The organism is Corynebacterium sp. CTNIH16 (assembly GCF_032821655.1).
In the GTDB taxonomy this organism is placed as follows: domain Bacteria; phylum Actinomycetota; class Actinomycetes; order Mycobacteriales; family Mycobacteriaceae; genus Corynebacterium; species Corynebacterium marquesiae.
Genome location: NZ_JAVBIG010000001.1, coordinates 316687 through 339195 on the forward strand (window position 1 = coordinate 316687; position 22509 = coordinate 339195).

The window sequence follows — 22509 nt, forward strand, 5'->3', positions numbered from 1 at the left end:
GACAACCGGGTTAGGGTCACATCAAGACATCAGCTGCCGCAATCGCTGCCCCATAATCCGCCACGTCCAATTCTCTTCCACATGGCGACGCCCCGCGTGCCCCATACGAAGCCTACGCTGCGGGTCGGCCAAGAGAGCTTTCAACGCTCCAGCTAGTTCCGACACAGCTCCACCCTTGACGACGACCCCCGTCTCCCCCGTTACCGTCTCCGGTGCACCACCGGAGTCTCCAGCGACAACCGGCAGGCCGCACGCTTGGGCCTCCAAATACACGATTCCCAAGCCCTCGACGTCTAGCCCACCGCCACGGGTGCGTGCCGGCATGGCAAATACATCCGCTGCATGCAATGCAGTCTCAATGCTTTCCGCTTCCTGAATCACTGCGTCTGGACAGTAGATTTCCGTCAACTGTTCTAAAGCCGCGCGGTAGCGTCCGCGCCCGATGAGCAAGAGCTGCGCATCCGGAAATTCTTCACGCACTAGAGGCATAGCACGTAGAAGCTGATCCTGCCCCTTGCGTGGAACGAACCGCGAAATGCAGACGATGGTCGGCCCGTCGACTCCAAACTCAGTTTTTGCCGCTGCGCGTTGCTCCGGCGTGGCTGGAGAAAGGCCTTCCACGCTCACTCCGGAAGGCAGGTGCTCCCAGCGCGGATTCGGTCCAAATGGTCGACGCAACCGACGCAGGGTGTAGTCGGAGATATAGGTAATCACGTCAGCATGGTCACCAATTCGGCGCAGGCACTGCCGAGCCACGGGCACCATCGACCACCCCACTTCGTGCCCGTGCGTCGTAGCTACAACACGGGTGGCCCCCGCCTCTTTTGCGGCCTTGCCCATCAAAGCAAGGGGCGCGGCTGCACCAAACCAGACGATGTCAATATTCTCTGCGCGGATGATCTCCTGCATCCGACGCACCGTGGCGGGCGTCGGCAACATCACGCGGCGAGGCCAGCGGATAACCTTGTAGTCCACCGCGGCATCGAATTCTGCCGGCGATTCCTGGGTAGAGGCAAAGACCACGACATCACGCGGATCTAAGGTTGCTACGAAATCGCGCAGGTAAGACTGAATCCCGCCAATCTTGGGTGGAAAGTCATTAGTTACCAGCAGAACGCGGGCCACTTAGTACCGCGCCGTTCCGGTAATCGGCATGGACTTCAGCGGTACTACCTGAACAGGCACACCATAGGTGGAAGCATGGACCACTTGCCCATTGCCGATGTACATACCAACGTGCGTTACCCCAGGATAGTATCCCACGATATCGCCCGGCTGTAGGTCTTCCAACGGTACCGACGTGCCACCTGCAATCTGAGCCTGCGACGTACGCGGAATGGACTTACCAATCTGTTGATACGCCCAGAACATCAAACCGGAGCAGTCAAACTGATCGGGACCGGTCGCACCCCAACCATACGGCGCACCCAACTTGGACAAGGCAGCAGAGGCAGCACCGTCAGCTACCTCACCCAGATCCATATCTGGTTTCGCAGATCCGCCGAATTGGCCTTCCCAGGCCTGGCGCTGCTGATCATCGAGAGCATCCACCTGCTTTTCGATGTCCCTTTGCTGCTTTTCCAGCTCCTCCTTTTCCTTGAGAAGCTCCTCGCGTTGCTCTTCCAGCGCTTTCTTTTCCTCGCGCACCTTCGCAGCGGCGTCGGCAGCCTTATGCTTTTCCTCTTCCGCCATGGAGGCGGCATTAGCCTTCGCATCAAGAGTGCGCTGGGCCTTGCGGGACAGCGCGCCGAGGTAGCCCATGCGCTCTACAGCATCGGAAGGATCTTCCGCGGCCAAGGCACCAGACACTGCCGAACGGGAATCACCGCGGTAGCGCGACTGCGCGATGCCATTGACACGGTCCTGCTGGGTGGAAACATCGCCCTTCGCATCATCCGCACGCGTTTGTGCCTCAGCGGCGGCCTGCTCAGATTCAGCGACCTCAGCCTGCTTTTCCTCGAGCTTGACCTCGAGCTCTTTTACTTCTTCGTTCTTGGCAGAAACCTTGCGCGCGACTTCGCCAACGCGCTCTACCAAGGCGTCTACATCTTCGGTGGCGCCCTCCTGTTGCGGAGCCGCCTCCTGCGCAACAACCTGCGAAATCCCAGAAACCGACGTAACAGCAAGAGCCGCTGCAAGTGCAGCTGCAGGAAGTACTCGTTTAGACACGTAAGGACCCTTAGACTAAGAAAATTTTAAAAATCGTACTCACTATAGCGGGTTTTACCCCCTAATGCACGACAAAGCCCTCCCCGCGAAGGGGAGGGCAAGATCCGCCGCTTCTTAGAAGCGAACTGCGGAGTGAATCGGCATGTAGTTCAGGTCGCGCTCCTGAACCGGGACGCCGGAGTTAAGGGCGTCGATGATGGTGCCGTGGCCGGTGTAGATACCAACGTGGGAAGCGCCACCGTAGTAAGCAATGATGTCACCCGGCTGCAGCTGATCCAGGGAAACCGGGGTACCGGCGGCAGCCTGTGCCTGAGAGGTGCGCGGGATCTGCTTACCAGCCTGAGCGTATGCCCAGCTGGTCAGACCGGAGCAGTCGAAGGCGTTCGGGCCAGCGGCACCGTATACGTACGGAGAGCCAATGACGGAGCGTGCCGCTGCCAGTGCCTTCTGGCCAACGGTCTGCTGCGCCGGAGCGGTCTGCTTGTGGCCAGCGGCTGCGTAGTTGGTGTTCTGCTGGTTAGAAACCTGACCCAGGGACGGAACGTAGCGGTCAATGTTCGGAACCTGGTCAATGTTCGGGACGTTTTCCAGACCTGCTACCTCAAAGCGGTAGTCAGTATTAGGTACGACGACCTCTGCTGCCTGTGCGACGCCCGGAGCGACGACGGCTGCGGTTGCAGCCAGTGCTGCAGTAGATGCGATGCGACGGGTGTTCTTCATGCCCTGACGACGGTGCTGTGCCATGAGTAAAACTCCAGATCTTCCTGCGCGCCTACTCCCTTGTAAAGGAAGCTCTGACCCTGGGGGACTAGCGTTCGTTGGGAATCCGTTCCTTTAGGATTTCCTCCACTCGGCCCCTCAGTAGGAGGGGCCAGATGCGGCGCTGTAATTCTTCTGTTTAGATTGAGCACCTTTCGGGCGGTAACTCAATGTCTCGAATAGGTTACGAAATCATCACAAGCAATGTCCATTCGCGACACCAAAATAACGTTTGTTATCGCTTCGTTACCTTCCGTTGACCTTGCCGAGATTTAACCCCCACATAGAAGCAATCGCTCATCGGAGTTAAAACATTTATGGCCACAAGCTGCACAAATAAAGACGGACGGCTGTCGCCCAACAAAGGTGTCCCCTTGCTAAGAAAAAGCTCAACAATTAAGAGAATTCTAAATTGTGACTTTCAACACTAGAGTATTTTAGCGGCCCCTTCTCCCCCACCAATTCACTCCTTTTACCGCACGCCTAGAGACTAGCTTTCATCCCAACCGCGGCCCACTTCGCCACCTTTCCTTATGGAGGTTCTAGCTAAACCGCTTTCCGACGCCCCCCCTAACTCGCTCAATCGACGAGTGCAGCGTGCTTCCAGGCAATAAAACCTTTCGGCATTCACACCTCCCTGAGCCCACGCCCTAGGCTTCTTGAAGCTGTAAAGCACGAGCAAACCACTAACCACCGACAATACGCGCACCAGACCGCGCACTAAACCGACTGCACAACAAGCTTCAGCAGCAGTTCTTCAGATGCTTCAAGATTCATAAAGACTGACAGACACGCAACGGATTTCTTTCAATACCTCTAGGAGCAGCCAGAAAAATAAGGACTGGGTTCGGAATGAATCCGAATATACGCAAGACCCGCCCGTGCTCCTTCAACAGGAGCAGGGCGGGTCTGTGAGCGCGTTTCGAGTAATCCTCAGGAAAAGCGGTTAGATGCGGCCGTTTTCCTCGTCCTCACGGCGGTTAGCCTCGTTGAGGCGGCGGAACATTTCCGCTTCCTCGTCTTGGTTATCCGAGTGGATTTCGTGTACTCGGTGCATGAGGGCCGAATCATCAGGGCTGAAGGTGCCCTGGGTCTCGGAATCGGCGAGTCCGAGGTGGTTCAGCTGCTTCGGTACCTGAGCGCCTGCGTACTCGAGCGGAACCGGGTGGCCTTCGGCATCAACTGGGCCGAGCGGCTGGTGAACCTCAATGAAGGCACCATTCGGCATCTGCTTGATAACGCCGGTTTCAATACCGTGCTCCAGTACCTCGCGGTCAGAGCGCTGCAGACCAACGCAAATGCGGTAGGTCATGAAGTACGCAATCGGAGGTAGCACGATGAGGCCGATACGACCAACCCAGGTCATAGCGTTCAACGAAATCTGGAAGAAGTGTGCCACGTGGTCGTTACCACCGGACAGGGTAACCAGCAGGAAGAACACGATGGCAGCCGCGCCGATAGCGGAGCGGGTAGGAACATCGCGCGGACGCTGCAGCAGGTTGTGGTGTGCATCGTCACCGGTGAACTTCTTCTCCAAGAACGGGTACGCCATAAGTAGGACAACCATGAGACCACACAGCAGAGCTACCCAGAACGCGGAAGGAATGGTGTAGTTACCGATGTAGAGCTCCCATGCCGGCATGACACGGGCAACACCGTCAGTCCACAGCATGTAAATATCTGGCTGGGAACCGGCAGAAACCTGAGATGGGTTATACGGTCCAAGATTCCAAATAGCATTGATGGTCAGCAGACCAGACATTAGCGCCAGTACGCCAGCCACCATCATGCCCATACCAATAGCCTTGGTGGCGAAGACCGGCATAATGCGGACGCCAACCACGTTGTTCTCTGCACGGCCCGGTCCAGGGAACTGGGTGTGCTTCTGGAACCAAACCATAATCAGGTGGGCTGCAATCAGGCCAAGGATGATGCCCGGAATAACCAGAACGTGCAGGATGTAGAAACGATCCAGCATCAGGTCAGACGGGAAGTCACCGCTAAAGATTGCCCAGTGCAGCCAAGTGCCGATAATCGGCAGGCCCAGGATGATGGCGGACATGATTCGCAGACCAACACCGGAAAGCAGGTCATCCGGCAGGGAGTAACCAAGGAAGCCCTCGATCATGCCCAGCAGGATAAGTGCGCAACCGATAATCCAGTTTGCTTCACGCGGACGACGGAATGCGCCGGTGAAGAAGATACGCAGCATGTGCGCAACCATGGACATCATGAACAGCAGAGCTGCCCAGTGGTGCATTTGGCGCACGAACAAGCCACCACGAACTTCAAAGGAGATATCCAGCGCGGTGGCGTATGCGCGGGACATTTCTACACCATTTAGCGGTGCGTAGGTGCCGTCGTAAATGACCTTGGTGATGGACGGGTCGAAGAACAGCGCCAGGTAGATACCGGTCAGTACAAGAATGATGAAGCTGTATAGCGCCATCTCACCAAGCATGAAGGACCAGTGGGTCGGGAAGACCTTGTTCAGCTGAGTCCTCAGCACGCCGGCGGCGCTATAGCGCTCATCCATATTGTTGCCCATTTGGGCGAGTTTATTGCTCATTATGACTTACGCTCCCAGAATGCCGGGCCGACAGGCTCAATGAAGTTGCCCTGTGCTACGAGGTAGCCCTCGTCATCCACCGTGATAGGCAGCTGTGGCAGTGCACGAGCAGCAGGACCGAAGACCGGCTTACCGTACTGCAAAGCATCGAACTGCGACTGGTGGCACGGGCACAGGATTCGGTTGGTCTGAGCCTCGTACAGAGAGGTCGGGCAACCGATGTGGGTACAGATCTTGGAGTAGGCGTAGTAGTCGCCGTGGTGGAAGTCTTCTTGACCTTCGCGCTCGATTGCCTTCTGTGCGTCGTTGTGACGCAGGCGAATCAGCATGACCGCATTGCGGTTGCCGTGAATCGAGTGCATGTGGTGCTCGTAGACATCGCGCTCGGCATCGTACTTGTCGCCATCGTTGACGTCTTCTTCTGCCAGCGGGAAGACGGTTTCCATGCCGCCTGCCGCCAGGTCCTCCGGGCGCACACGAACTAGGCGGGTTACGCCCTTGGTGCTGTAGTGCTCACCGGTTTCACCGGAGTGCTTCTCGGCGATAGTACCGGTGTCGCGGGCCAAGTAGAGCTTGACGCCTTCGTCGTGCAGGGTCCACCCGGAAGTCCACAGGGTGCCGTCGCCGGCGTAGTTCATGTTGTGGCGAACCTTCCAAGGGTTCTTAATTGCGCCGCCGAGCGGAGCAATCACGGTAAGGCCGAACAGAACGCCGGCGCCGCCCAACAGACCCTGAACGGTCTTGCGGCGACCCAGAGTCGAGGTCTTCCAAGAATCGTTCAGAAGGGCGGTCAGGGTACGGCGGTCAACCTCTTCGGAGGGACCGTCGTGGCGACGCTGAACGGAAATCTCCTCTGGGAGAATCTTCTTAACGTACTGAACGATGGCGATGCCCAAGCCGCAAATTGCGAGGGCTGCAGTAATACCCAGCAGAGGGGTGTAAAGAGTGTGCCAAATGTGGCCCTCCTCCCCCAGCTGCTTGTACTGCCACGGCCAGAACAGATAAACGCCGAGGAACCCGAGGCCGCCGATGACGGACAGGAACAACCAGATAGCAACGTTACGTCCAGCACGCTTTTCAGCCGGGTCACCTTCGACTGGGAATCGCTCCTTGCGGAACGCAACGGTGACGTCGTCGAGCTCGGTACCAAGAGCAGCGAGTTCATCGTTGCTCATCTTGTCGAGCTCAGCGTTAGTGTAATTGTTCTTCACATTGCTCATGAGCGCGATCCAATCCACATAGCGGCAGCGCACAGGGCGCTAATGCCGATAATCCACATTGCCAGGCCTTCCGCTACTGGGCCGAGACCACCAAGGTCCCAACCTGCTGGGGAAGGAGTTTCCTTTGCAGACTTGAGGTAAGCAATGATGTCCTTCTTCTCATCTGCGGTCAGCTGGCGGTCAGAGAACTTAGGCATGTTCTGCGGGCCGGTCAGCATTGCCTGGTAGATTTCCTGCTCGCTTGCCGGAGCGAGCTCCGGAGCGAACTTACCGGAGGACAGCGCGCCGCCTTGGCCGGTGAAGTTGTGGCAGGAGGCACAGTTCATACGGAAGAGCTCGGAGCCCTTCGCTACGTCTTCTGCCTGGATTTCGCCATTGTAGTTAGCACCACGCAGCGATTCCTGGGCAACGCTTCCGTCGTCGTTGTAGACAATGTCAGCGCCGCCACCGTTGGCTGCAACATATGCAGCCAAGGCCAGAGTCTGCTGCTCGGTGTAGCGGGGAGCCTTGCGCTCTGCCTGTGCGTCGTTAGACATCATCGGCATACGGCCGGAGTGCACCTGGAAGTACACGGAACCAGCACCGATACCAACGAGGGACGGACCGCGACCTTCGATGCCCTGCAGATTGGCACCGTGGCAGGTGATACAAGCGGTGTCATAGATGTCCTTACCCTCTTGGACGAGGGCTTGGTCATCTTTTTCCGCCGTGGCAACCTGTGCGTCCGGGGTCAAGGCAGAAGCCAGGACGCCCGCACCGGACAGGCCAATCGCCAAAGCGAAGCCACCGGCAAGGGTGCGCTTCGCCTTGCGGCGACGGCGGGTCTTCTTAGCCGCCGCAGTGGTCTGCTCCACTGCCACGGACTGCGAATTGTTATCCATCATTTTCCTTTAGATAACTCGAACACGGGAGGACTGTTTGGGGATCTTGGCCAGTGCTACTGGACCAAGTAAATAACGGTGAAAACGCCGATCCACACGACGTCAACGAAGTGCCAGTAGTAGGACACTGCCATTGCTGCGGTCGCCTGTGCCGGCGTGAACTTGGACTTAGCAACGCGCGCGAGAATGATCGCAAAAGAAATCAATCCCGCGGTCACGTGCGCAGCGTGGAAGCCGGTGATGATGTAGAACACCGAGCCAAAGACGCTGGCCTGGATAGTCACACCTGCGTGAATCAACTCGGTCCACTCGAACGCCATGATGCCCAGGAACACAACGCCCAGTACTAGCGTCACGGTGTACCAGAGTCGAAGCTTGTAAACGTCACCCCTTTCTGCGGCAAACACACCGAACTGCGAGGTCACAGAAGAAGAAATCAGCACTGCCGTAATGAGGAAACCCATGGGCAGGTTGATATGAGCGGTGTGCTCCGCCCAATCGCCTTCCTGACCGTTTGCTCGCGAGGTAAACCACATCGCGAACAGTCCGGCAAAGAACATCAATTCCTGAGACAGGAACACGATGGTGCCCACACTGACCATATTGGGTCGGTTCAGTGAGGCAGCACGTGGTGCTGTCATACCTTGGTTAGAAACTACGCTCGTCACAGTGGCTATTATGGCTGTTCCGAGCGCCGAAGTCACCTCGATTCCCCCCGCTATCTCTATTCGTTTTTGATGCTTTATCCAGTAAACGTTCAGCGCGACTACGTGACAAACTTTATTTTTCCAATGGGGAACTTTTCGCCCTGCTTTACGACGCCCCATTGACGCAGGTGACGCCACACGTCGGCCCCCGCCCTGAATTTCCGAAGTGTCCCAGACGCCCGACGTCCCCACTTATCGATACACCAATCCGTGCGCCAGTCCCCGTTACTTGGAGAGATAAATCACATTCCACGAACCCCCTAAACACCCAGCTTTACAACTTTCGAACGACCCCCGCAAAAATCTGCTCCTACGTGGCAGAATGCAGAAGAAACGCTATCGCGTACATGCGGAATAGTCAGTGACCCCTCCCCCACCGGTAAATCTTTTTGGAACTTTCGGGAACTTTCTGACGGCGCGAACGACGCTGGATCGCCAAAGCCCTCCTAGCCATGATGACTAGGAGGGCGGAGAAGTTTTAGGCAGGGATTCCTTTATATCGAGGAATTAGTGCTTTTCCTTCGGCAGGCCGTACTGCAGGGACAGGCCGGTGCAGGCCGCGATGAGGCAAACAGCGCCGAGGGCAATCAGCCAGAAGTAAAGGAAGATGACACCCAAGCCAAGGATGCCGATTGCACCGGCCATGGCCAGCGGCCAAATGGAGCTTGGGGAGAAGAAGCCCAAGATACCGGCAGAATCTTCGGTTTCCGCTTCTTCCCAATCTTCTGGCAGCACGTCACTGCGGTCATCAGTGAAGTGAAGGTAAGCACCCAGCATCATGCACAGCAGGAAGGCGAGGAACATCCCCACGATGCCGACCCACTCGGCACCGTAGAGGTAGCCGTCGTCCTTAACGAAGGTGACGCCGAAGATGTAAACAATCAGCGAGACAAGAAGGTACGTCGCGATTGAGTAAAAGACTTTCGATGTTGCACGCATTGTGTTGTGTCCTTATCTCTTATGCCGCGGTGTTCACGTAGTTGTCGCCCTTAGCGGTATCACGCTCACCGGAGAACGGGTGGGTGGTTACCGCATATGGGTCCTGGCCGATTTCTTCCAGAGCTTCCGCGTTGGTGGCTTCTGGGTTGTCCTCGCGGAACTTCAGGTAGGTGTTGAAGTCCTCCGGAGAGACAACGCGGATTTCAAAGTTCATCATCGAGTGGTAGGTACCGCACATCTCAGCACAACGGCCAACGAATGCGCCCTGCTTCTCAATCTTTTCTACCTGGAAGCTACGCTCCTGAGCGTTTGCCTCGGGGTGTGCGTAGACGTCGCGCTTGAACAAGAACTCCGGTACCCAGAATGCGTGGGACACGTCGCCCGAAGCGAGACGGAACTCAATCGCGGTATCGGAAGGAAGAACCAGAACCGGAACCTCTTCGGTGGTACCGACGGTCTCAATCTTATTGTAGTTCAGGTAGGAAAGATCGCCCATGGACTTGCCGTGGATTGGGTTCGGGTTGTCCACACCTTCAGGGTCGTGAGCGGTCTTCTCTGCCTCAGCCTGACGCTCCTTATCGGCACCGTCGTAGTTCTCACCATTGACATGGTTCTCGGCGTAACCGAACTTCCAGTTCCACTGGAACGCGGTGACGTCGACGACAACCTTCGGATCCTTATCCAAGGCGGTAACCTTCTGCTGAGTCTGAACAGTGAAGAAGAACAGGCCCATGATGATAAGGATCGGGACGATGGTCAGAACCATCTCCAGCGGAACGTTGTACTGAATCTGGCGCGGGAACTCGCCCTTGCCGTCCTTCTTTGCCTTCTTCGCACTCCAGCGGAAGATTGCAGTGAGGAACAGGCCCCACATAATAAAACCAACGATCCATGCGGCAACCCAGACCCAAATCCAGAAGTTGTACATGGCCTCTGCCTCAGGGGTAATGCCCTTCGGCCAACCGAATCCCAGGAGGTTCTCTACAGCAGTTGGCGCCTGAACGTCACAACCTGCCAGAGCGAGTCCACCCAGGGCAAGTGCGCCAGCTACGCCCGCCTTACGGGCAAAGGTGCGCTTATTACGCTGTCCCACGTGTGTTCTGCCTTTCTGTCCACACAAAACTTCTCGAATACTCACAGAGCACTCTTACCCAATCAGAATAGAGGATAATTGCCAGATTCCCAGCCTGTTTAAAGGCACAAAAGGGCACCTAGTGCGCTCATTTCATATTCTCCTTCTGGTAGGTTACCGCCCCACCTGCATAATGTTCCAACCGCACCCCCAGTAGCCATAGACTCCGTGTGTGCCAATTCACAGGATTACCGTGGAACCATCATCCGAAAGTTCGCACCCCTATCGGGGAAGCTAATTCCAAGGCAGTCGGCAGGTTTCCTTAAGCCGTGGCGTGTTCTGGTTTCACGCTCTCTAGCCGTAAAGTGGGTGACTAGCAATAGACGCTTATATATAAGGAGCAATCTTTACATGTGCGGACTTCTTGGCATGCTCGCCGCCACAGGCAACGTAGATAAGTACGTTGACGCGCTGGAACGTTCCCTGCCCTGCATGCGCCACCGCGGCCCAGATGCGGCCGGCACGTGGCATGACGGCGATGCCGCGTTCGGCTTCAATCGTCTGTCCATTATCGACCTGGAGCATTCCCACCAGCCCCTCCGCTGGGGTCCGGAGGACCAGCCCGACCGCTACGCCATGACGTTTAACGGCGAAATCTACAACTACGTAGAGCTACGCGAGGAGCTCAAAGGCCTCGGCTACACCTTCCACACCGAGGGTGATGGCGAGCCTATCGTGGTGGGCTACCACCACTGGGGCAAGGACGTAGTCAACCACCTGCGCGGCATGTTTGGCATCGTCATCTGGGATACCCGCACCAAGACGATGTTTGCTGCTCGTGACCAATTTGGCATCAAACCACTGTATTACGCCACCACCCCAGCAGGAACCGTCTTCGCTTCCGAGATGAAGTGCATCCTTGAAATGGCAGACGAGATTGGTCTAGAGCTCAACCTTGACCGGCGCGCCATTGAGCACTACGTCGACCTGCAGTACGTGCCGGAGCCAGAATCCCTCCACGCGAATATTCGCCGCGTTGAATCCGGCTGCACTGTCACTCTTCGCCCGGGCGAAGATGTCGTTTCTGAGCGCTACTTCAAGCCCCGTTTCCCTGTGCAACAGGTTAAGCAAGGCGAAGAGCAGCAACTATTTAACCGCATTGCAGAGGCGCTGGAAGATTCCGTCGCTAAGCACATGCGTGCCGACGTCACCGTGGGTTCCTTCCTATCTGGCGGCATTGACTCCACCGCTATTGCCACCCTGGCCAAGCGCCACAACCCAGATCTACTGACCTTTACCACCGGCTTCGAGCGCGAGGGCTATTCTGAGGTCGATGTCGCGGCAGAGTCCGCGGAAGCTATTGGTGTAGAGCACATCGTCAAGATTGTTTCCCCTGAAGAATACGCCGCGTCCATCCCGAAGATCATGTGGTACCTGGACAATCCGGTGGCTGATCCCTCGCTGGTCCCGCTGTACTTTGTGGCGCAGGAGGCCCGCAAACACGTCAAGGTAGTTCTTTCCGGTGAGGGCGCAGACGAGCTCTTTGGCGGCTACACCATCTACAAGGAACCACTGTCCCTTGCCCCATTTGAAAAGATCCCGTCCCCACTGCGCCGCGGTCTGGGCAAGCTCTCCCAGGTTCTGCCCGAGGGCATGAAGGGCAAGTCGCTGCTTAATCGCGGCTCGATGACGATGGAAGAGCGCTACTACGGCAACGCTCGTTCCTTTAACTTTGAGCAGATGCAGCGCGTTATCCCGTGGGCAAAGCGCGAATGGGACCACCGCGAGGTTACCGCTCCCATCTACGCCCAATCCGAGGATTTTGATCCGGTTGCCCGCATGCAGCACCTGGATCTATTCACTTGGATGCGCGGTGACATCTTGGTCAAGGCCGATAAGATCAATATGGCCAACTCGCTGGAGCTGCGCGTGCCATTCTTGGACAAGGAAGTCTTCAAGATTGCCGAGTCCATCCCTTATGACCTGAAGATCTCGCACGGCACCACCAAATACGCCCTGCGCAAGGCCATGGAGCAGATCGTCCCGGCGCATGTTCTGCACCGCAAGAAGCTGGGTTTCCCAGTACCGATGCGCCACTGGCTGGCCGGCGATGAGCTTTATGGCTGGGCCCAGGACACCATCAATGAATCCCAGACCGAGGACATCTTCAATAAGAAGGAAGTTCTCGAGATGCTCAAGGAGCACCGAGATGGCGTTTCCGATCACTCCCGCCGCTTGTGGACCGTGCTGTCCTTTATGATCTGGCACGGCATCTTTGTGGAAAGGCGCATCGATCCGCAGATCGAGCAGCGCGAATACCCAGTCAAGCTCTAAGAGCCTTCCACACACAAAAAGAGGGTGGGTGCCAGTGGCACCCACCCTCTTTTCTGTCCGTCTATTTAGTTGAAGGAATCGCCACAAGCGCAAGAGCCGGTGGCATTCGGGTTATCAATGGTGAAACCCTGGGACTCGATGGTGTCAGCGAAGTCAATCTTGGCACCGGTCAGGTAGGGAACGGACATCTTGTCCACAACGAGGTTTACGCCGCCTACCTGGTCAACCTTGTCACCATCCAAGGTGCGGTCATCAAAGTAGAGCTGGTAGCGCAGGCCAGCGCAGCCACCAGGCTGGACGGCAATGCGCAGGGAGAGATCGTCGCGGCCTTCCTGATCAAGCAGCGCCTTTGCCTTCGCGGCTGCTGCTTCAGTCAGAATGACGCCGGTTGCGGAAGCTGGAGCGGTCATCACTTCTCCTCAATAAGTATTGGATTCGTTGCCACTACCCTACCCGGTTAGTTCAGGTGGGAAAAGGTAGCCCATATCTACAACACCATCTGGGCCGGGCCTATTCCCCTATTGACACCTAAACCTTGTAGTGTGAGGAACGTGAAACTCCCGTGGCAAAAAGATGACAAGACCTCCACTGAGCCTGCTCCTGTACAGGACAAAGCTCAGGCAGAAGTTCAGAAAGAGCCCCAGCGCAAGGGCTATACCCCACCGAAGGGTCGCCCTACGCCAAAGCGCGCAGAGCAAGAGATCGCGCGCGGCGTAAAGCGCGATCCCCATGGCATGTCCGAAGCACAGCGCTACCAGCACCGCAAGGACATGAAGAAGTCCATGAGCAAGGACGAGTGGAAGGAATATAAGAAAAAGGAGCGCCAAGAGCGCCAGCAGGCAAATCGCGAGCAGCAGGCCCGCATGGCAGAAGGCGATCCCCGCTTCCTACCCGCCCGCGACCAGGGTGCCGAGCGCGCCTATGTGCGCGATTGGGTGGATGCCCGCCGCAGCCTGAGCAACTGGGTCATGCCGATGGCCTTGGTGCTCATCGTGATCATGTTCTTGACCTACGCGGTACCCAGCATTGCAACAATCATCAACGCGGTAGCGATGGTTATCCTCATCATCTTCGCCATCGAGGGCGTCATTTTGGCCCGCCGCTGCAATAATGCCGTGCGCGCCAAGTTCCCCGGCACCACCGAAGCCGGCTTTAGCCTTGGTTTTTATGCGTATTCTCGCGCCAGCCAGCCGCGCAAGTGGCGCATCCCGCGCCCCCGCGTGGAGCTCGGTGCTGACGTTTAGGGGGACTACTCATGGCCATTCCGCAGCCCGATAAGAAGGCACATACCGCACAGGACGCGCAGCTCGCCCCTTGGGGGCGCCTGACCGACGCCGCGCAATGGCTGGCTGCTTGCCAAGGCGCGGCACCGGCCCATGAGCCGCAGCGCGTGCGCGCCGTAATTTTCGCGGATCAAGAGACCTCGCTTTCGGCCGCTGAGACCGCTGCGCGTCGCGCCGAGGCCGGACTGAATGTAGTCACCGTGACGGATTATTCCCAGGCCTACAACCTTGGAGCCGCAACAGCGGATGCGGAAATTGATGCCGGGGCTGACCTACTCATTCCCGGCGGCGAAGAACTCGCCCGAGTACCGGCCGTGGTAATGGCAACGATGACGCAGACGGAACCGGTAGTGATCGTCGGCAAGCAGCGCAGCGTGGAAGACTGGAAGCGCGAGGTCTGCGCTATCCGGGACGCCATGTTCCGCGCCCGCAACCTCGAGGGCATGGAGCTGGTTGAATCGTGCCAGTCCACGGTGCTAGCAGCTACGGTGGGGTTCATTGCCCGAGCCGCGGAGCGCCGTACGCCCCTGCTTATCGATGCCCCCTTGACCGCCACCGCCGCGCTCCTTGCCGAGCGCGATAATCCCGGTGTGAAAGAATGGCTCTTCGCCACCACGCTGTCCATTGCCCCTGCACATAAGTTGGCACTGGAAAAGCTAGGGCTCCACCCCCTGCTTGAGCTGGGAATGGAGCCACAACCTGCGCTCGGCGCCCTCGCGGCGCTGCCAATGCTGCTCACCGGAGTCGAGATCGCCGCGGACGCCTAAGCGGGGCCTACTTCACTAGGGTATGGAGCCAACCGTGGGTATCCTCCACTGCACCGCGCTGGATTCCGGTGAGGCGCTCGCGCAGGGCCATGGTGATCTCACCCGCTTCATTGCCATTGACCTGGAAATCCGCAGAATCTCCCATTACGTGACCTACCGGTGTAATAACCGCGGCAGTGCCACAAGCAAAGGCCTCTGACATCGCGCCGGATTCGGCATCGCGCTGCCACTCTTCGGTAGTGATGCGTCGCTCGGTGACCTTGTAGCCCAAATCCTGCGCTACCTGCAATAGGGATTCGCGGGTAATGCCGGGCAGCAAGGAGCCCGATAGTTCTGGTGTAACAATCTCCGCGCTATCACCAGAGCCATACACAAACATCAGGTTCATTCCGCCCATCTCCTCGATGTAACGGCGCTCGATGGCGTCCAACCAGACCACCTGGTCACAGCCCTTTTCATCTGCCTGGGCCTGCGCCAAGAGTGAGCCTGCGTAGTTGCCCGCAAACTTGGCCGCGCCGGTGCCGCCAGGGGCTGCGCGCACGTAGTCAGTGGACAGCCACACCGACACCGGCTTGATCCCGCCGCTGAAGTAGGAGCCCGCTGGGGAGGCAATGAGCACATAGCGGTAAGAATTGGCCGGGTGAACGCCCAAGGAGACTTCGGTGGAAATCATAAAGGGGCGCAGGTACAGCGCCGCTTCCCCACCGGTTTCCGGTACCCAGTCCTGATCCACCTCTACCAATTGGCGCAGGGACTCGATAAACTCCTCCTGGGGAAGCTCGGGCATAGCCAGGCGCTCAGCGGAGTTGATTAAGCGCTGCGCATTGTGGTCCGGACGGAAGGTAGCGATAGAACCATCCGGCTGACGGTAGGCCTTGATACCCTCAAAGATCGCCTGGCCATAATGGAATACATTGCTGGCCGGGTCCATGCTCATCGGACCATACAGGCGCACCTGAGCATCGTGCCACCCTTTTTCTTCAGTCCAGTCAATGGTGACCATGTGGTCTGTAAAGTGCTTGCCAAAGCCGGGATTGGCGAGGATATCACTCAAGTCTTCCGCGGACGTAGGGCTATCAGAACGAGTAATCGTGTAATCAAGCATGCCCACAATCTACCCCTTTATCTATAGCAAGGCAGGAATAAGTTCATCGCCGCGCGGTACAGTGGTGGGAAGATTGATAAGCCTTTCCACAAAGGAGGAGACAATGGCACAGTCCGATCTACCAGCACGCGGCCACTTTCCCCAGGTAAAGCTGGGAAAGAAGGTTCCTAAGAAGGCGGAAGCTCTACTTATCGCCGCTTTCGAGGGCGAAGGCGGCCTAGAACTGCCAGGCACCGATCTGCTTGGAGGCGCGGCGCTGCGCTCCACTTATGAAGCACTGGTGGCCGTAGGGGCCGCTGGCAAGGCCGGTGAGGTCACGCGCGTGCCGGCCCCAGCCAAGGCGGGTGTAGCATCCATCATCGCCGTTGGCTTGGGCGATGCGGAAGAAGTAGACGATGAGACGCTGCGCCGCGCTGCCGGCCAAGCCTCCCGCTCTATCACCAAGGTGGGGACCGTAGCCACCTCCCTGGGCGATTTTGGAATCAGCCCGGTGGTGGAAGGCCTTATCCTCGGCGGCTATAAGTATTCTGGCCTGCGCTCCGAGTCAGCAGCGGAGACCACCACCTACACCGTGGTGGCGGAGAAGTCCGCTCAACAGGAGTTCGACAGCGCCAAGATTACCGCCGAGTCCGTCCTCATCGCCCGCGACCTAGTCAATACCCCTTCCAACCTGCTCTACCCAGAAACCTACGCCGCGTTCCTGTCTGCCCAAGCGGCAGAAGCCGGCCTTGAGGTGGAGGTCTTGGATGAAAAAGCGCTGGAAAAGCAGGGCTTTGGTGGCATCATGGCCGTCGGCCGTGGATCCGCCCGCCCGCCGCGCTTGGTCCGCTTGAGCTGGAAGCCGAAGAAGGCCAAGCGCCACGTCGCTTTGGTGGGCAAGGGCATTACCTTTGACACCGGCGGAATTTCGCTCAAGCCGGGCGCCAAGATGTGGGACATGATTTCTGACATGGGCGGTTCCGCTGCAATGGCCGCTTCCATCATCGCTGCGGCAAAGCTGAACCTGAAGGTGGGCATCACCGCTACCCTGCCGCTGGCGGAAAACATGCCGGGCAGCGATGCTACCCGCCCGGGCGATGTCATCACCCATTACGGCGGCATTACCTCCGAGGTTCTCAACACTGACGCGGAGGGCCGCCTCGTGCTTGCCGACGCCATCGCGCGCGCCAGCGAGGACAACCCCGATTTCCTCATCGAAACCGCGACCTTGACCGGCGCCCAGATGGTCGCCCTGGGTGAGCGCACCGCCGGCGTGATGGGCTCGGAAGAATTCCGCGATCGCATGGCCGAGATTGGCCGCGAGGTGGGCGAAAAGGCATGGGCCATGCCTTTGCTAGAAGAACACGAGGAATCCGTGAAGTCCGCCAGCGCCGATATCCGCAATATCAACGCCAAGCGTGAAGGCGGCATGGAATATGCTGCAACGTACCTCCAGCACTTCGTGGGCGAGGGAATCGAATGGGCCCATATCGATGTGGCTGGCCCTTCCTTCAACACCACGGGCGCTTATGGCTACACCCCGAAGATGGGCACCGGCGTGCCCACCCGCACAGTGGTTGCCGCTCTGCGCGAGATTGCTGAATTAAAGTAGCACCACAGCAGGCTTAGTGCGTTTAGAATCCCAGAAGTATGAAGCCTGCTTTAATCATCGTTGACGTGCAACATGACTTCTGCCCCGGCGGGGCCTTAGGCACCGAGCGGGGCAATGAGGTCGCTGTAAAAATCGCTTCCCTGCAACAGGATTACGAAACCGTCGTAGCCACGCAGGATTGGCACATCGATCCGGGTTCTCATTTTTCTAAGGACCCGGATTTTGTCGATTCGTGGCCGGTGCACTGCGTAGCCGAGTCCCACGGCGCAGCTATGCATGAGGCCATCGGGCCGGCGCAAGCCTACTTCCGCAAGGGCGAATACACCGCCGCCTATTCTGGGTTCGAGGGCGCTGCGAACGGTACCTTGCTCGCTGACTGGTTGCGCGAGCACCGCATAGACGCAGTGGATATCGTAGGCATTGCCACCGATCACTGCGTTCACGCCACGGCCGCCGACGCCCTTAAGGAAGGCTTTACTGTCCGCGTACTGCGTGGGTATTGCTCCCCAGTCGATGATGCCCGTGGCGAGGCCGCTTTGGAAGAACTCGCCGCAGCGGGAGCCACCATCTGCTAGCCCCGTGCCGTAGGAATGTCGACAACGCCAGCGGCCCTCGAACCGAATGTGGTCCGAGGGCCGCTGGCGTCTCTCTACAAAGTGTTTCCATCTATCGGCTAAAGCAGCCGCCCTCTGGAAATGGGAGGGGTTCTCTCTATCTCTCTCGCATGCGCTCTCTCAAACGCATGATTTAAGTATGGGCCATCGATATTGGACACTGGTGTCAAGTACCTGAAAGTTTCCTGTTGAAATCTACCGCCAACGCTCCTGCCGCCTCCCTCGGCCGAGTGATTGCCCGCTGATATTGCAAAAGCCCTGCGCGGCGCTAGGCGTTTATTATAGGGTGATTTGCGTCCCCACGGGTGCCCGAGCACGGGCTGAGAGTGCGCTAAAGCTGCGCATAGACCGTTCGAACCTGTTTGGTTAATACCTACGAAGGAAGAGAGGAGCGCTTGCCATGACGGCTGCCCCAGAAAACCACCCTAAACACTCCTATTCCCCCATTCACCACCACGGCTTAGAGGTCCCAGAGACCGAAATCCAACTGGAGGATTCCCCACAAGGCCCCAATGAACCCTTCCGCGTCTATCGCACGCGTGGGCCAGAATGCGCACCAGAAGAGGGACTTCCAGCCCTGCGCAGCGAGTGGATTAGCGAGCGCGGAGATACCGAAGAATACACCGGCCGCGGCCGCGATCTGGCGGACGATGGACGTGCCGCCCAGCGCCGCGGAGCGTCTTCCCAAGAGTGGAAGGGCTCTAAGCGCCCGCCGCTAAAGGCTCAGCCTGGGCGCCGCGTAACCCAAATGCACTACGCCCGCCAAGGAATCATCACACGCGAAATGGAATTCGTAGCACTGCGCGAGCACTGCGATCCGGAATTCGTTCGCGCTGAGGTCGCTCGCGGCCGCGCCATTATCCCTAATAATGTCAACCACCCCGAGTCTGAGCCCATGATCATTGGGCGAAAATTCCTCACCAAGATCAACGCCAATATTGGCAACTCTGCGGTCACCTCCTCGATCGAGGAAGAAGTATCCAAATTGCGCTGGGCTACCCAATGGGGAGCGGATACCGTCATGGATCTATCTACGGGTGACGATATCCACACCACCCGCGAATGGATCTTGCGCAACTCCCCGGTCCCTATCGGCACCGTCCCCATTTACCAGGCATTGGAAAAGGTTAATGGCGTAGCAGAGGACCTTACGTGGGAGATCTTCCGCGATACCGTCATCGAGCAGTGCGAACAGGGCGTGGACTATATGACTATTCACGCCGGTGTTCTCTTGGCCTATGTACCGCTGGCAAGCAATCGCGTGACCGGTATCGTCAGCCGCGGCGGTTCCATCATGGCGGGATGGTGCCTTGCTCACCACAAGGAGTCTTTCCTCTATGAACACTTTGATGAGCTGTGCGAGATCTTCGCTCAGTACGATGTTGCATTTTCGCTTGGTGACGGCCTACGCCCCGGCAGCCTTGCCGATGCCAACGACGCCGCCCAATTTGCCGAGCTCAAAACCATCGGCGAGCTTACCCGCCGCGCCTGGGAGCATGACGTCCAAGTCATGGTGGAAGGCCCCGGGCACGTGCCGCTCAACATGATTCAAGAAAACAACGAGCTCGAGCAGGATTGGGCCTCTGACGCGCCCTTTTATACTCTCGGCCCGCTAGTTACCGATATCGCTCCCGGCTATGACCACATTACTTCCGCCATCGGTGCTGCCCATATCGCAATGGGCGGTACGGCCATGTTGTGCTATGTCACTCCGAAAGAGCACCTAGGCCTGCCCAACCGAGACGACGTAAAGACTGGTGTCATTACCTATAAAATTGCGGCGCATTCCGCGGACGTCGCCAAGGGGCATCCAGGCGCCCGAGCCTGGGACGATGCCATGAGTAAGGCCCGCTTTGAATTCCGCTGGAATGACCAATTTGCGCTTTCCCTCGATCCGGAAACCGCGCAGGCTTACCATGACGAAACCTTGCCCGCCGAGCCAGCCAAGACTGCCCACTTTTGTTCCATGTGTGGGCCGAAGTTCTGCTCTATGCGCATCAGCCAAGACATTCGGGATATGTTTGGCGGGCAGATGGCCGAGCTAGGCATGCCGACGCTGGGCGAACAGGTCCGTGCGGCCGCCCACGGCTCGGCACCAGAGGAGGGCATGCAGGAAAAGTCCGCCGAATTCCGCCGCAATGGGTCTCAGGTCTATCTACGCGAAGAGAGCGATCTAGCTTAATTCAGTTCCCGTATCGGGGTTCTCGCCGCGCTCGAACCGGGCGCGGCGTTTTCTTTGCTCTTCTCTCTTGCGCAGAATGCGGTTTCGCTCCATGCGTTCACGCATGCGCTGCGGATAGCCGGTTTCTTCTACATCATAAATATCGCAGCTCAATAGTTTGGCCACCGCATCGATGCCTTTGGGCCCACCGATGCGGCGGCGAATGAACTCGCCGTTTTCATCAACCACAACAACGGACATCTCATTGACTACTGTTTCCGGTTCTACAAAGGCCTCGACGTATACCTTTCCAGCGGCCCATTGTTGCAGATCCTGCGCGTCTTCTGGACGGATGGTCTCCCCCGGTCCGCGGGGTGGTCGCAGCGACGATCTGGACTTATTGCGGCGGAAGGGGTTGAACATAATTCCTTAGCTTACCCGGAAGGAGGGTAGTTACTAACCCCACATCTGCACGAGGGGGAGCAACACGCTGTAAGATTGTCGGGTAGCGATAGAACACTACCAACTTTCGAGGAGTCTTATAACTCATGGCGAACTCCGTTGAGATGCCCGAGCTGGGCGAATCCGTAACCGAAGGCACCATCACGCAGTGGCTCAAGTCCGTCGGCGACACCGTCGAGGTAGACGAGCCTTTGCTCGAGGTCTCCACCGACAAGGTCGACACTGAAATCCCTTCCCCCGTAGCCGGCACCATTATTGAAATTAAGGCTGACGAGGATGACACCATCGAGGTTGGCGAGGTCATCGCCATCATCGGTGACGAGGATGAGGCAGGCTCCGCATCCAACGACTCCTCCGCTGACAAGGGCGAGGAAGAAGCAGAAGAAGCTAAGGAAGAACCGAAGGCTGACTCCTCCAACGGCGGCTCCGGCGACGCAGCCGACGTGGAAATGCCAGAACTCGGCGAGTCCGTCACCGAAGGCACCATCACCCAGTGGCTCAAGTCCGTCGGCGACACCGTCGAGGTAGACGAGCCTTTGCTCGAGGTCTCCACCGACAAGGTCGACACTGAAATCCCTTCCCCAGTAGCAGGCACCCTGGTAGAAATCCTCGCCGACGAGGACGACACCATCGAGGTCGGCGAAGTCATCGCCCGCATCGGCGACGAAAACGCCACCGCATCCTCCTCCGAGGCCAAGCCAGAGCCACAGGAAGAAAAGAAGGAAGAGCCAAAGGAAGACAAGAAGCCAGAACCGAAGGCTGAGGAAAAGAAGGAGTCCACGCAGGATTCCTCCCTGAACACCTCTGCCAAGGTCAACAATGGCGACAACGTTCCTTATGTCACCCCACTGGTACGCAAGCTGGCTGAAAAGCACGGCGTAGACCTCAATACCGTTGAGGGCACCGGCGTGGGCGGCCGCATCCGCAAGCAGGACGTGCTCGCCGCTGCTGGCGAGGGCGATGCACCTGCCAAGTCTGGCACACAGTCCGATAACTCCCCTCGCGCTCGTTGGTCCACCAAGTCCGTGGATCCGGCCAAGCAGGAACTCATCGGCACCACCCAGAAGGTCAACCGCATCCGCGAAATCACCGCCGCCAAGATGGTGGAGGCGCTGCAGATTTCCGCGCAGCTGACCCACGTCCAGGAAGTCGACATGACTGCTATCTGGGATATGCGCAAGAAGAACAAGCAGGCGTTCATCGACAAGCACGGTGCCAACCTGTCCTTCCTGCCATTCATCGTGAAGGCTACCGCCGAGGCTCTGGTCTCCCACCCGAACGTCAATGCGTCTTATAACCCAGAGACCAAGGAGATGACCTACCACGCGGACGTCAACATCGCTATCGCTGTTGACACCCCGAAGGGCCTGCTCACCCCGGTTATCCACAAGGCACAGGATATGACCCTGCCGCAGATCGCTCAGCAGATTGCAGAGCTGGCCGATAAGGCCCGCAATAACAAGTTGAAGCCGAACGATCTCACCGGTGCTACCTTCACCGTGACCAACATCGGTTCCGAGGGTGCCATGCTCGATACCCCGATCTTGGTTCCGCCACAGGCCGGCATCCTGGGCACCGCGGCTATTGAAAAGCGCCCGGTCGTTGTCAACGAGAACGGTCAGGACGCCATCGCCATCCGCCAGATGTGCTACCTGCCATTCACCTACGATCACCAGGTAGTTGACGGTGCGGACGCAGGCCGCTTCATCACCACCATCAAGGATCGCCTGCAGACCGCAGACTTCCAGGCAGACCTCGAAGTCTAAAGGTTCTATCGCCGCTTAAAGCCTCTTAGCCCCACTGCGGAGCTAAGAGGCTTTAGCTATGCCTGGGGTGCCAAGTGGGGGTGACGGATCCAAAATCACCGGACTAATCC

General features: G+C 57.9%; 19 protein-coding genes and 1 riboswitch. Of the genes, 7 read left to right on the top strand and 12 right to left on the bottom strand.

Translation table 11 applies throughout. The features are described from left to right. Window positions 1-21: 21 nt before the first annotated feature. From RAE04_RS01535 to RAE04_RS01575, 9 genes are all read right to left on the bottom strand, one after another. On the bottom strand, window positions 22-1125 hold the full coding sequence (locus RAE04_RS01535) for a glycosyltransferase family 4 protein (RefSeq protein ID WP_317026190.1): 1104 nt from the start codon (window positions 1123-1125) through the stop codon (window positions 22-24). After that, complete coding sequence (locus RAE04_RS01540; RefSeq protein WP_317026191.1) at window positions 1126-2169, bottom strand: NlpC/P60 family protein; 1044 nt, start codon at window positions 2167-2169, stop codon at window positions 1126-1128. Window positions 2170-2283: 114 nt separating this feature from the next. Beyond that, entirely contained in the window at window positions 2284-2913 is a 630-nt protein-coding gene (locus RAE04_RS01545) for a C40 family peptidase (protein ID WP_317026192.1), read from the bottom strand. A 961-nt stretch (window positions 2914-3874) separates the two neighbouring features. Beyond that, complete coding sequence (locus tag RAE04_RS01550) at window positions 3875-5497, bottom strand: cytochrome bc complex cytochrome b subunit (RefSeq protein WP_317026193.1); 1623 nt, start codon at window positions 5495-5497, stop codon at window positions 3875-3877. Further along, the gene (locus RAE04_RS01555) at window positions 5497-6717 is read right to left on the bottom strand and encodes a ubiquinol-cytochrome c reductase iron-sulfur subunit (RefSeq protein ID WP_317026194.1); all 1221 of its coding nucleotides are present in this window, start codon (window positions 6715-6717) and stop codon (window positions 5497-5499) included. Before RAE04_RS01555 ends, RAE04_RS01550 begins: the two co-directional genes overlap by 1 nt. Then, entirely contained in the window at window positions 6714-7601 is an 888-nt protein-coding gene (locus tag RAE04_RS01560; RefSeq protein WP_005324465.1) for a c-type cytochrome, read from the bottom strand. Before RAE04_RS01560 ends, RAE04_RS01555 begins: the two co-directional genes overlap by 4 nt. A 53-nt stretch (window positions 7602-7654) precedes the next feature. Next, the gene (locus RAE04_RS01565) at window positions 7655-8239 is read right to left on the bottom strand and encodes a heme-copper oxidase subunit III (RefSeq protein WP_193393064.1); all 585 of its coding nucleotides are present in this window, start codon (window positions 8237-8239) and stop codon (window positions 7655-7657) included. 573 nt (window positions 8240-8812) lie between these two features. Beyond that, window positions 8813-9244 carry a cytochrome c oxidase subunit 4 gene (locus tag RAE04_RS01570; protein WP_198491716.1) on the bottom strand — a complete coding sequence of 144 codons (432 nt, stop codon included), beginning with the start codon at window positions 9242-9244 and terminating at the stop codon, window positions 8813-8815. 19 nt (window positions 9245-9263) lie between these two features. Next, on the bottom strand, window positions 9264-10337 hold the full coding sequence (locus tag RAE04_RS01575) for a cytochrome c oxidase subunit II (protein ID WP_005324460.1): 1074 nt from the start codon (window positions 10335-10337) through the stop codon (window positions 9264-9266). A 390-nt stretch (window positions 10338-10727) separates the two neighbouring features. Here RAE04_RS01575 and asnB point away from each other — a divergent pair, with 390 nt between their 5' ends. After that, window positions 10728-12650, top strand: coding sequence for an asparagine synthase (glutamine-hydrolyzing) (asnB, locus tag RAE04_RS01580; protein ID WP_317026195.1), 1923 nt, complete (start codon window positions 10728-10730; stop codon window positions 12648-12650). A gap of 65 nt (window positions 12651-12715) precedes the next feature. On the opposite strand, the gene RAE04_RS01585 is transcribed toward asnB, so the two are convergent. Then, window positions 12716-13060: a HesB/IscA family protein gene (locus RAE04_RS01585; protein WP_005324455.1), complete on the bottom strand. Its 345-nt coding sequence runs from the start codon at window positions 13058-13060 to the stop codon at window positions 12716-12718. A gap of 141 nt (window positions 13061-13201) precedes the next feature. On the opposite strand from RAE04_RS01585, the gene RAE04_RS01590 reads away from it, so the two are divergent. Next, window positions 13202-13894, top strand: a complete 693-nt coding sequence (locus RAE04_RS01590; protein WP_317026196.1) for a DUF3043 domain-containing protein — start codon at window positions 13202-13204, stop codon at window positions 13892-13894. Between the two features lie 11 nt (window positions 13895-13905). Continuing rightward, window positions 13906-14700 carry a nicotinate-nucleotide--dimethylbenzimidazole phosphoribosyltransferase gene (locus RAE04_RS01595; RefSeq protein ID WP_317026197.1) on the top strand — a complete coding sequence of 265 codons (795 nt, stop codon included), beginning with the start codon at window positions 13906-13908 and terminating at the stop codon, window positions 14698-14700. 7 nt (window positions 14701-14707) lie between these two features. Here the strand turns inward: RAE04_RS01595 and RAE04_RS01600 are convergent, their stop codons facing one another. Then, window positions 14708-15805 carry a branched-chain amino acid aminotransferase gene (locus tag RAE04_RS01600; RefSeq protein WP_317026198.1) on the bottom strand — a complete coding sequence of 366 codons (1098 nt, stop codon included), beginning with the start codon at window positions 15803-15805 and terminating at the stop codon, window positions 14708-14710. A 103-nt stretch (window positions 15806-15908) separates the two neighbouring features. On the opposite strand from RAE04_RS01600, the gene RAE04_RS01605 reads away from it, so the two are divergent. The 3 genes from RAE04_RS01605 (at window position 15909) to thiC (ending at window position 20192) form a co-directional block, all read left to right on the top strand. Continuing rightward, the gene (locus tag RAE04_RS01605) at window positions 15909-17396 is read left to right on the top strand and encodes a leucyl aminopeptidase (protein ID WP_317026199.1); all 1488 of its coding nucleotides are present in this window, start codon (window positions 15909-15911) and stop codon (window positions 17394-17396) included. Between the two features lie 38 nt (window positions 17397-17434). Beyond that, entirely contained in the window at window positions 17435-17971 is a 537-nt protein-coding gene (locus RAE04_RS01610) for an isochorismatase family protein (RefSeq protein ID WP_317026200.1), read from the top strand. A 330-nt stretch (window positions 17972-18301) separates the two neighbouring features. Beyond that, window positions 18302-18412, top strand: a riboswitch (TPP riboswitch). Then, the gene (gene thiC / locus RAE04_RS01615) at window positions 18411-20192 is read left to right on the top strand and encodes a phosphomethylpyrimidine synthase ThiC (protein WP_317026201.1); all 1782 of its coding nucleotides are present in this window, start codon (window positions 18411-18413) and stop codon (window positions 20190-20192) included. Its footprint overlaps the riboswitch before it by 2 nt. Here the strand turns inward: thiC and RAE04_RS01620 are convergent. Beyond that, window positions 20184-20594: an oxidoreductase gene (locus RAE04_RS01620; RefSeq protein WP_317026202.1), complete on the bottom strand. Its 411-nt coding sequence runs from the start codon at window positions 20592-20594 to the stop codon at window positions 20184-20186. The two genes, thiC and RAE04_RS01620, sit on opposite strands and share 9 nt — an antisense overlap. 125 nt (window positions 20595-20719) lie before the next feature. Between RAE04_RS01620 and sucB the strand changes: the two genes are divergently transcribed. After that, window positions 20720-22399, top strand: a complete 1680-nt coding sequence (gene sucB, locus RAE04_RS01625; RefSeq protein ID WP_239273554.1) for a 2-oxoglutarate dehydrogenase, E2 component, dihydrolipoamide succinyltransferase — start codon at window positions 20720-20722, stop codon at window positions 22397-22399. Window positions 22400-22509: the final 110 nt, after the last annotated feature.

What these genes read in the sequence shown, in the direction of transcription:
- asnB (WP_317026195.1), top strand. Translation starts at nt 10,728, where the DNA reads ATGTGCGGACTTCTTGGCATGCTCGCCGCCACAGGCAACGTAGATAAG.
- RAE04_RS01610 (WP_317026200.1), top strand. Translation starts at nt 17,435, where the DNA reads ATGAAGCCTGCTTTAATCATCGTTGACGTGCAACATGACTTCTGCCCC.
- RAE04_RS01560 (WP_005324465.1), bottom strand. Translation starts at nt 7,601, where the DNA reads ATGATGGATAACAATTCGCAGTCCGTGGCAGTGGAGCAGACCACTGCG.
- RAE04_RS01545 (WP_317026192.1), bottom strand. Translation starts at nt 2,913, where the DNA reads ATGGCACAGCACCGTCGTCAGGGCATGAAGAACACCCGTCGCATCGCA.
- RAE04_RS01605 (WP_317026199.1), top strand. Translation starts at nt 15,909, where the DNA reads ATGGCACAGTCCGATCTACCAGCACGCGGCCACTTTCCCCAGGTAAAG.
- RAE04_RS01595 (WP_317026197.1), top strand. Translation starts at nt 13,906, where the DNA reads ATGGCCATTCCGCAGCCCGATAAGAAGGCACATACCGCACAGGACGCG.
- RAE04_RS01585 (WP_005324455.1), bottom strand. Translation starts at nt 13,060, where the DNA reads ATGACCGCTCCAGCTTCCGCAACCGGCGTCATTCTGACTGAAGCAGCA.
- RAE04_RS01565 (WP_193393064.1), bottom strand. Translation starts at nt 8,239, where the DNA reads ATGACAGCACCACGTGCTGCCTCACTGAACCGACCCAATATGGTCAGT.
- RAE04_RS01550 (WP_317026193.1), bottom strand. Translation starts at nt 5,497, where the DNA reads ATGAGCAATAAACTCGCCCAAATGGGCAACAATATGGATGAGCGCTAT.
- RAE04_RS01555 (WP_317026194.1), bottom strand. Translation starts at nt 6,717, where the DNA reads ATGAGCAATGTGAAGAACAATTACACTAACGCTGAGCTCGACAAGATG.
- RAE04_RS01600 (WP_317026198.1), bottom strand. Translation starts at nt 15,805, where the DNA reads ATGCTTGATTACACGATTACTCGTTCTGATAGCCCTACGTCCGCGGAA.
- thiC (WP_317026201.1), top strand. Translation starts at nt 18,411, where the DNA reads ATGACGGCTGCCCCAGAAAACCACCCTAAACACTCCTATTCCCCCATT.
- RAE04_RS01620 (WP_317026202.1), bottom strand. Translation starts at nt 20,594, where the DNA reads ATGTTCAACCCCTTCCGCCGCAATAAGTCCAGATCGTCGCTGCGACCA.
- RAE04_RS01570 (WP_198491716.1), bottom strand. Translation starts at nt 9,244, where the DNA reads ATGCGTGCAACATCGAAAGTCTTTTACTCAATCGCGACGTACCTTCTT.
- sucB (WP_239273554.1), top strand. Translation starts at nt 20,720, where the DNA reads ATGGCGAACTCCGTTGAGATGCCCGAGCTGGGCGAATCCGTAACCGAA.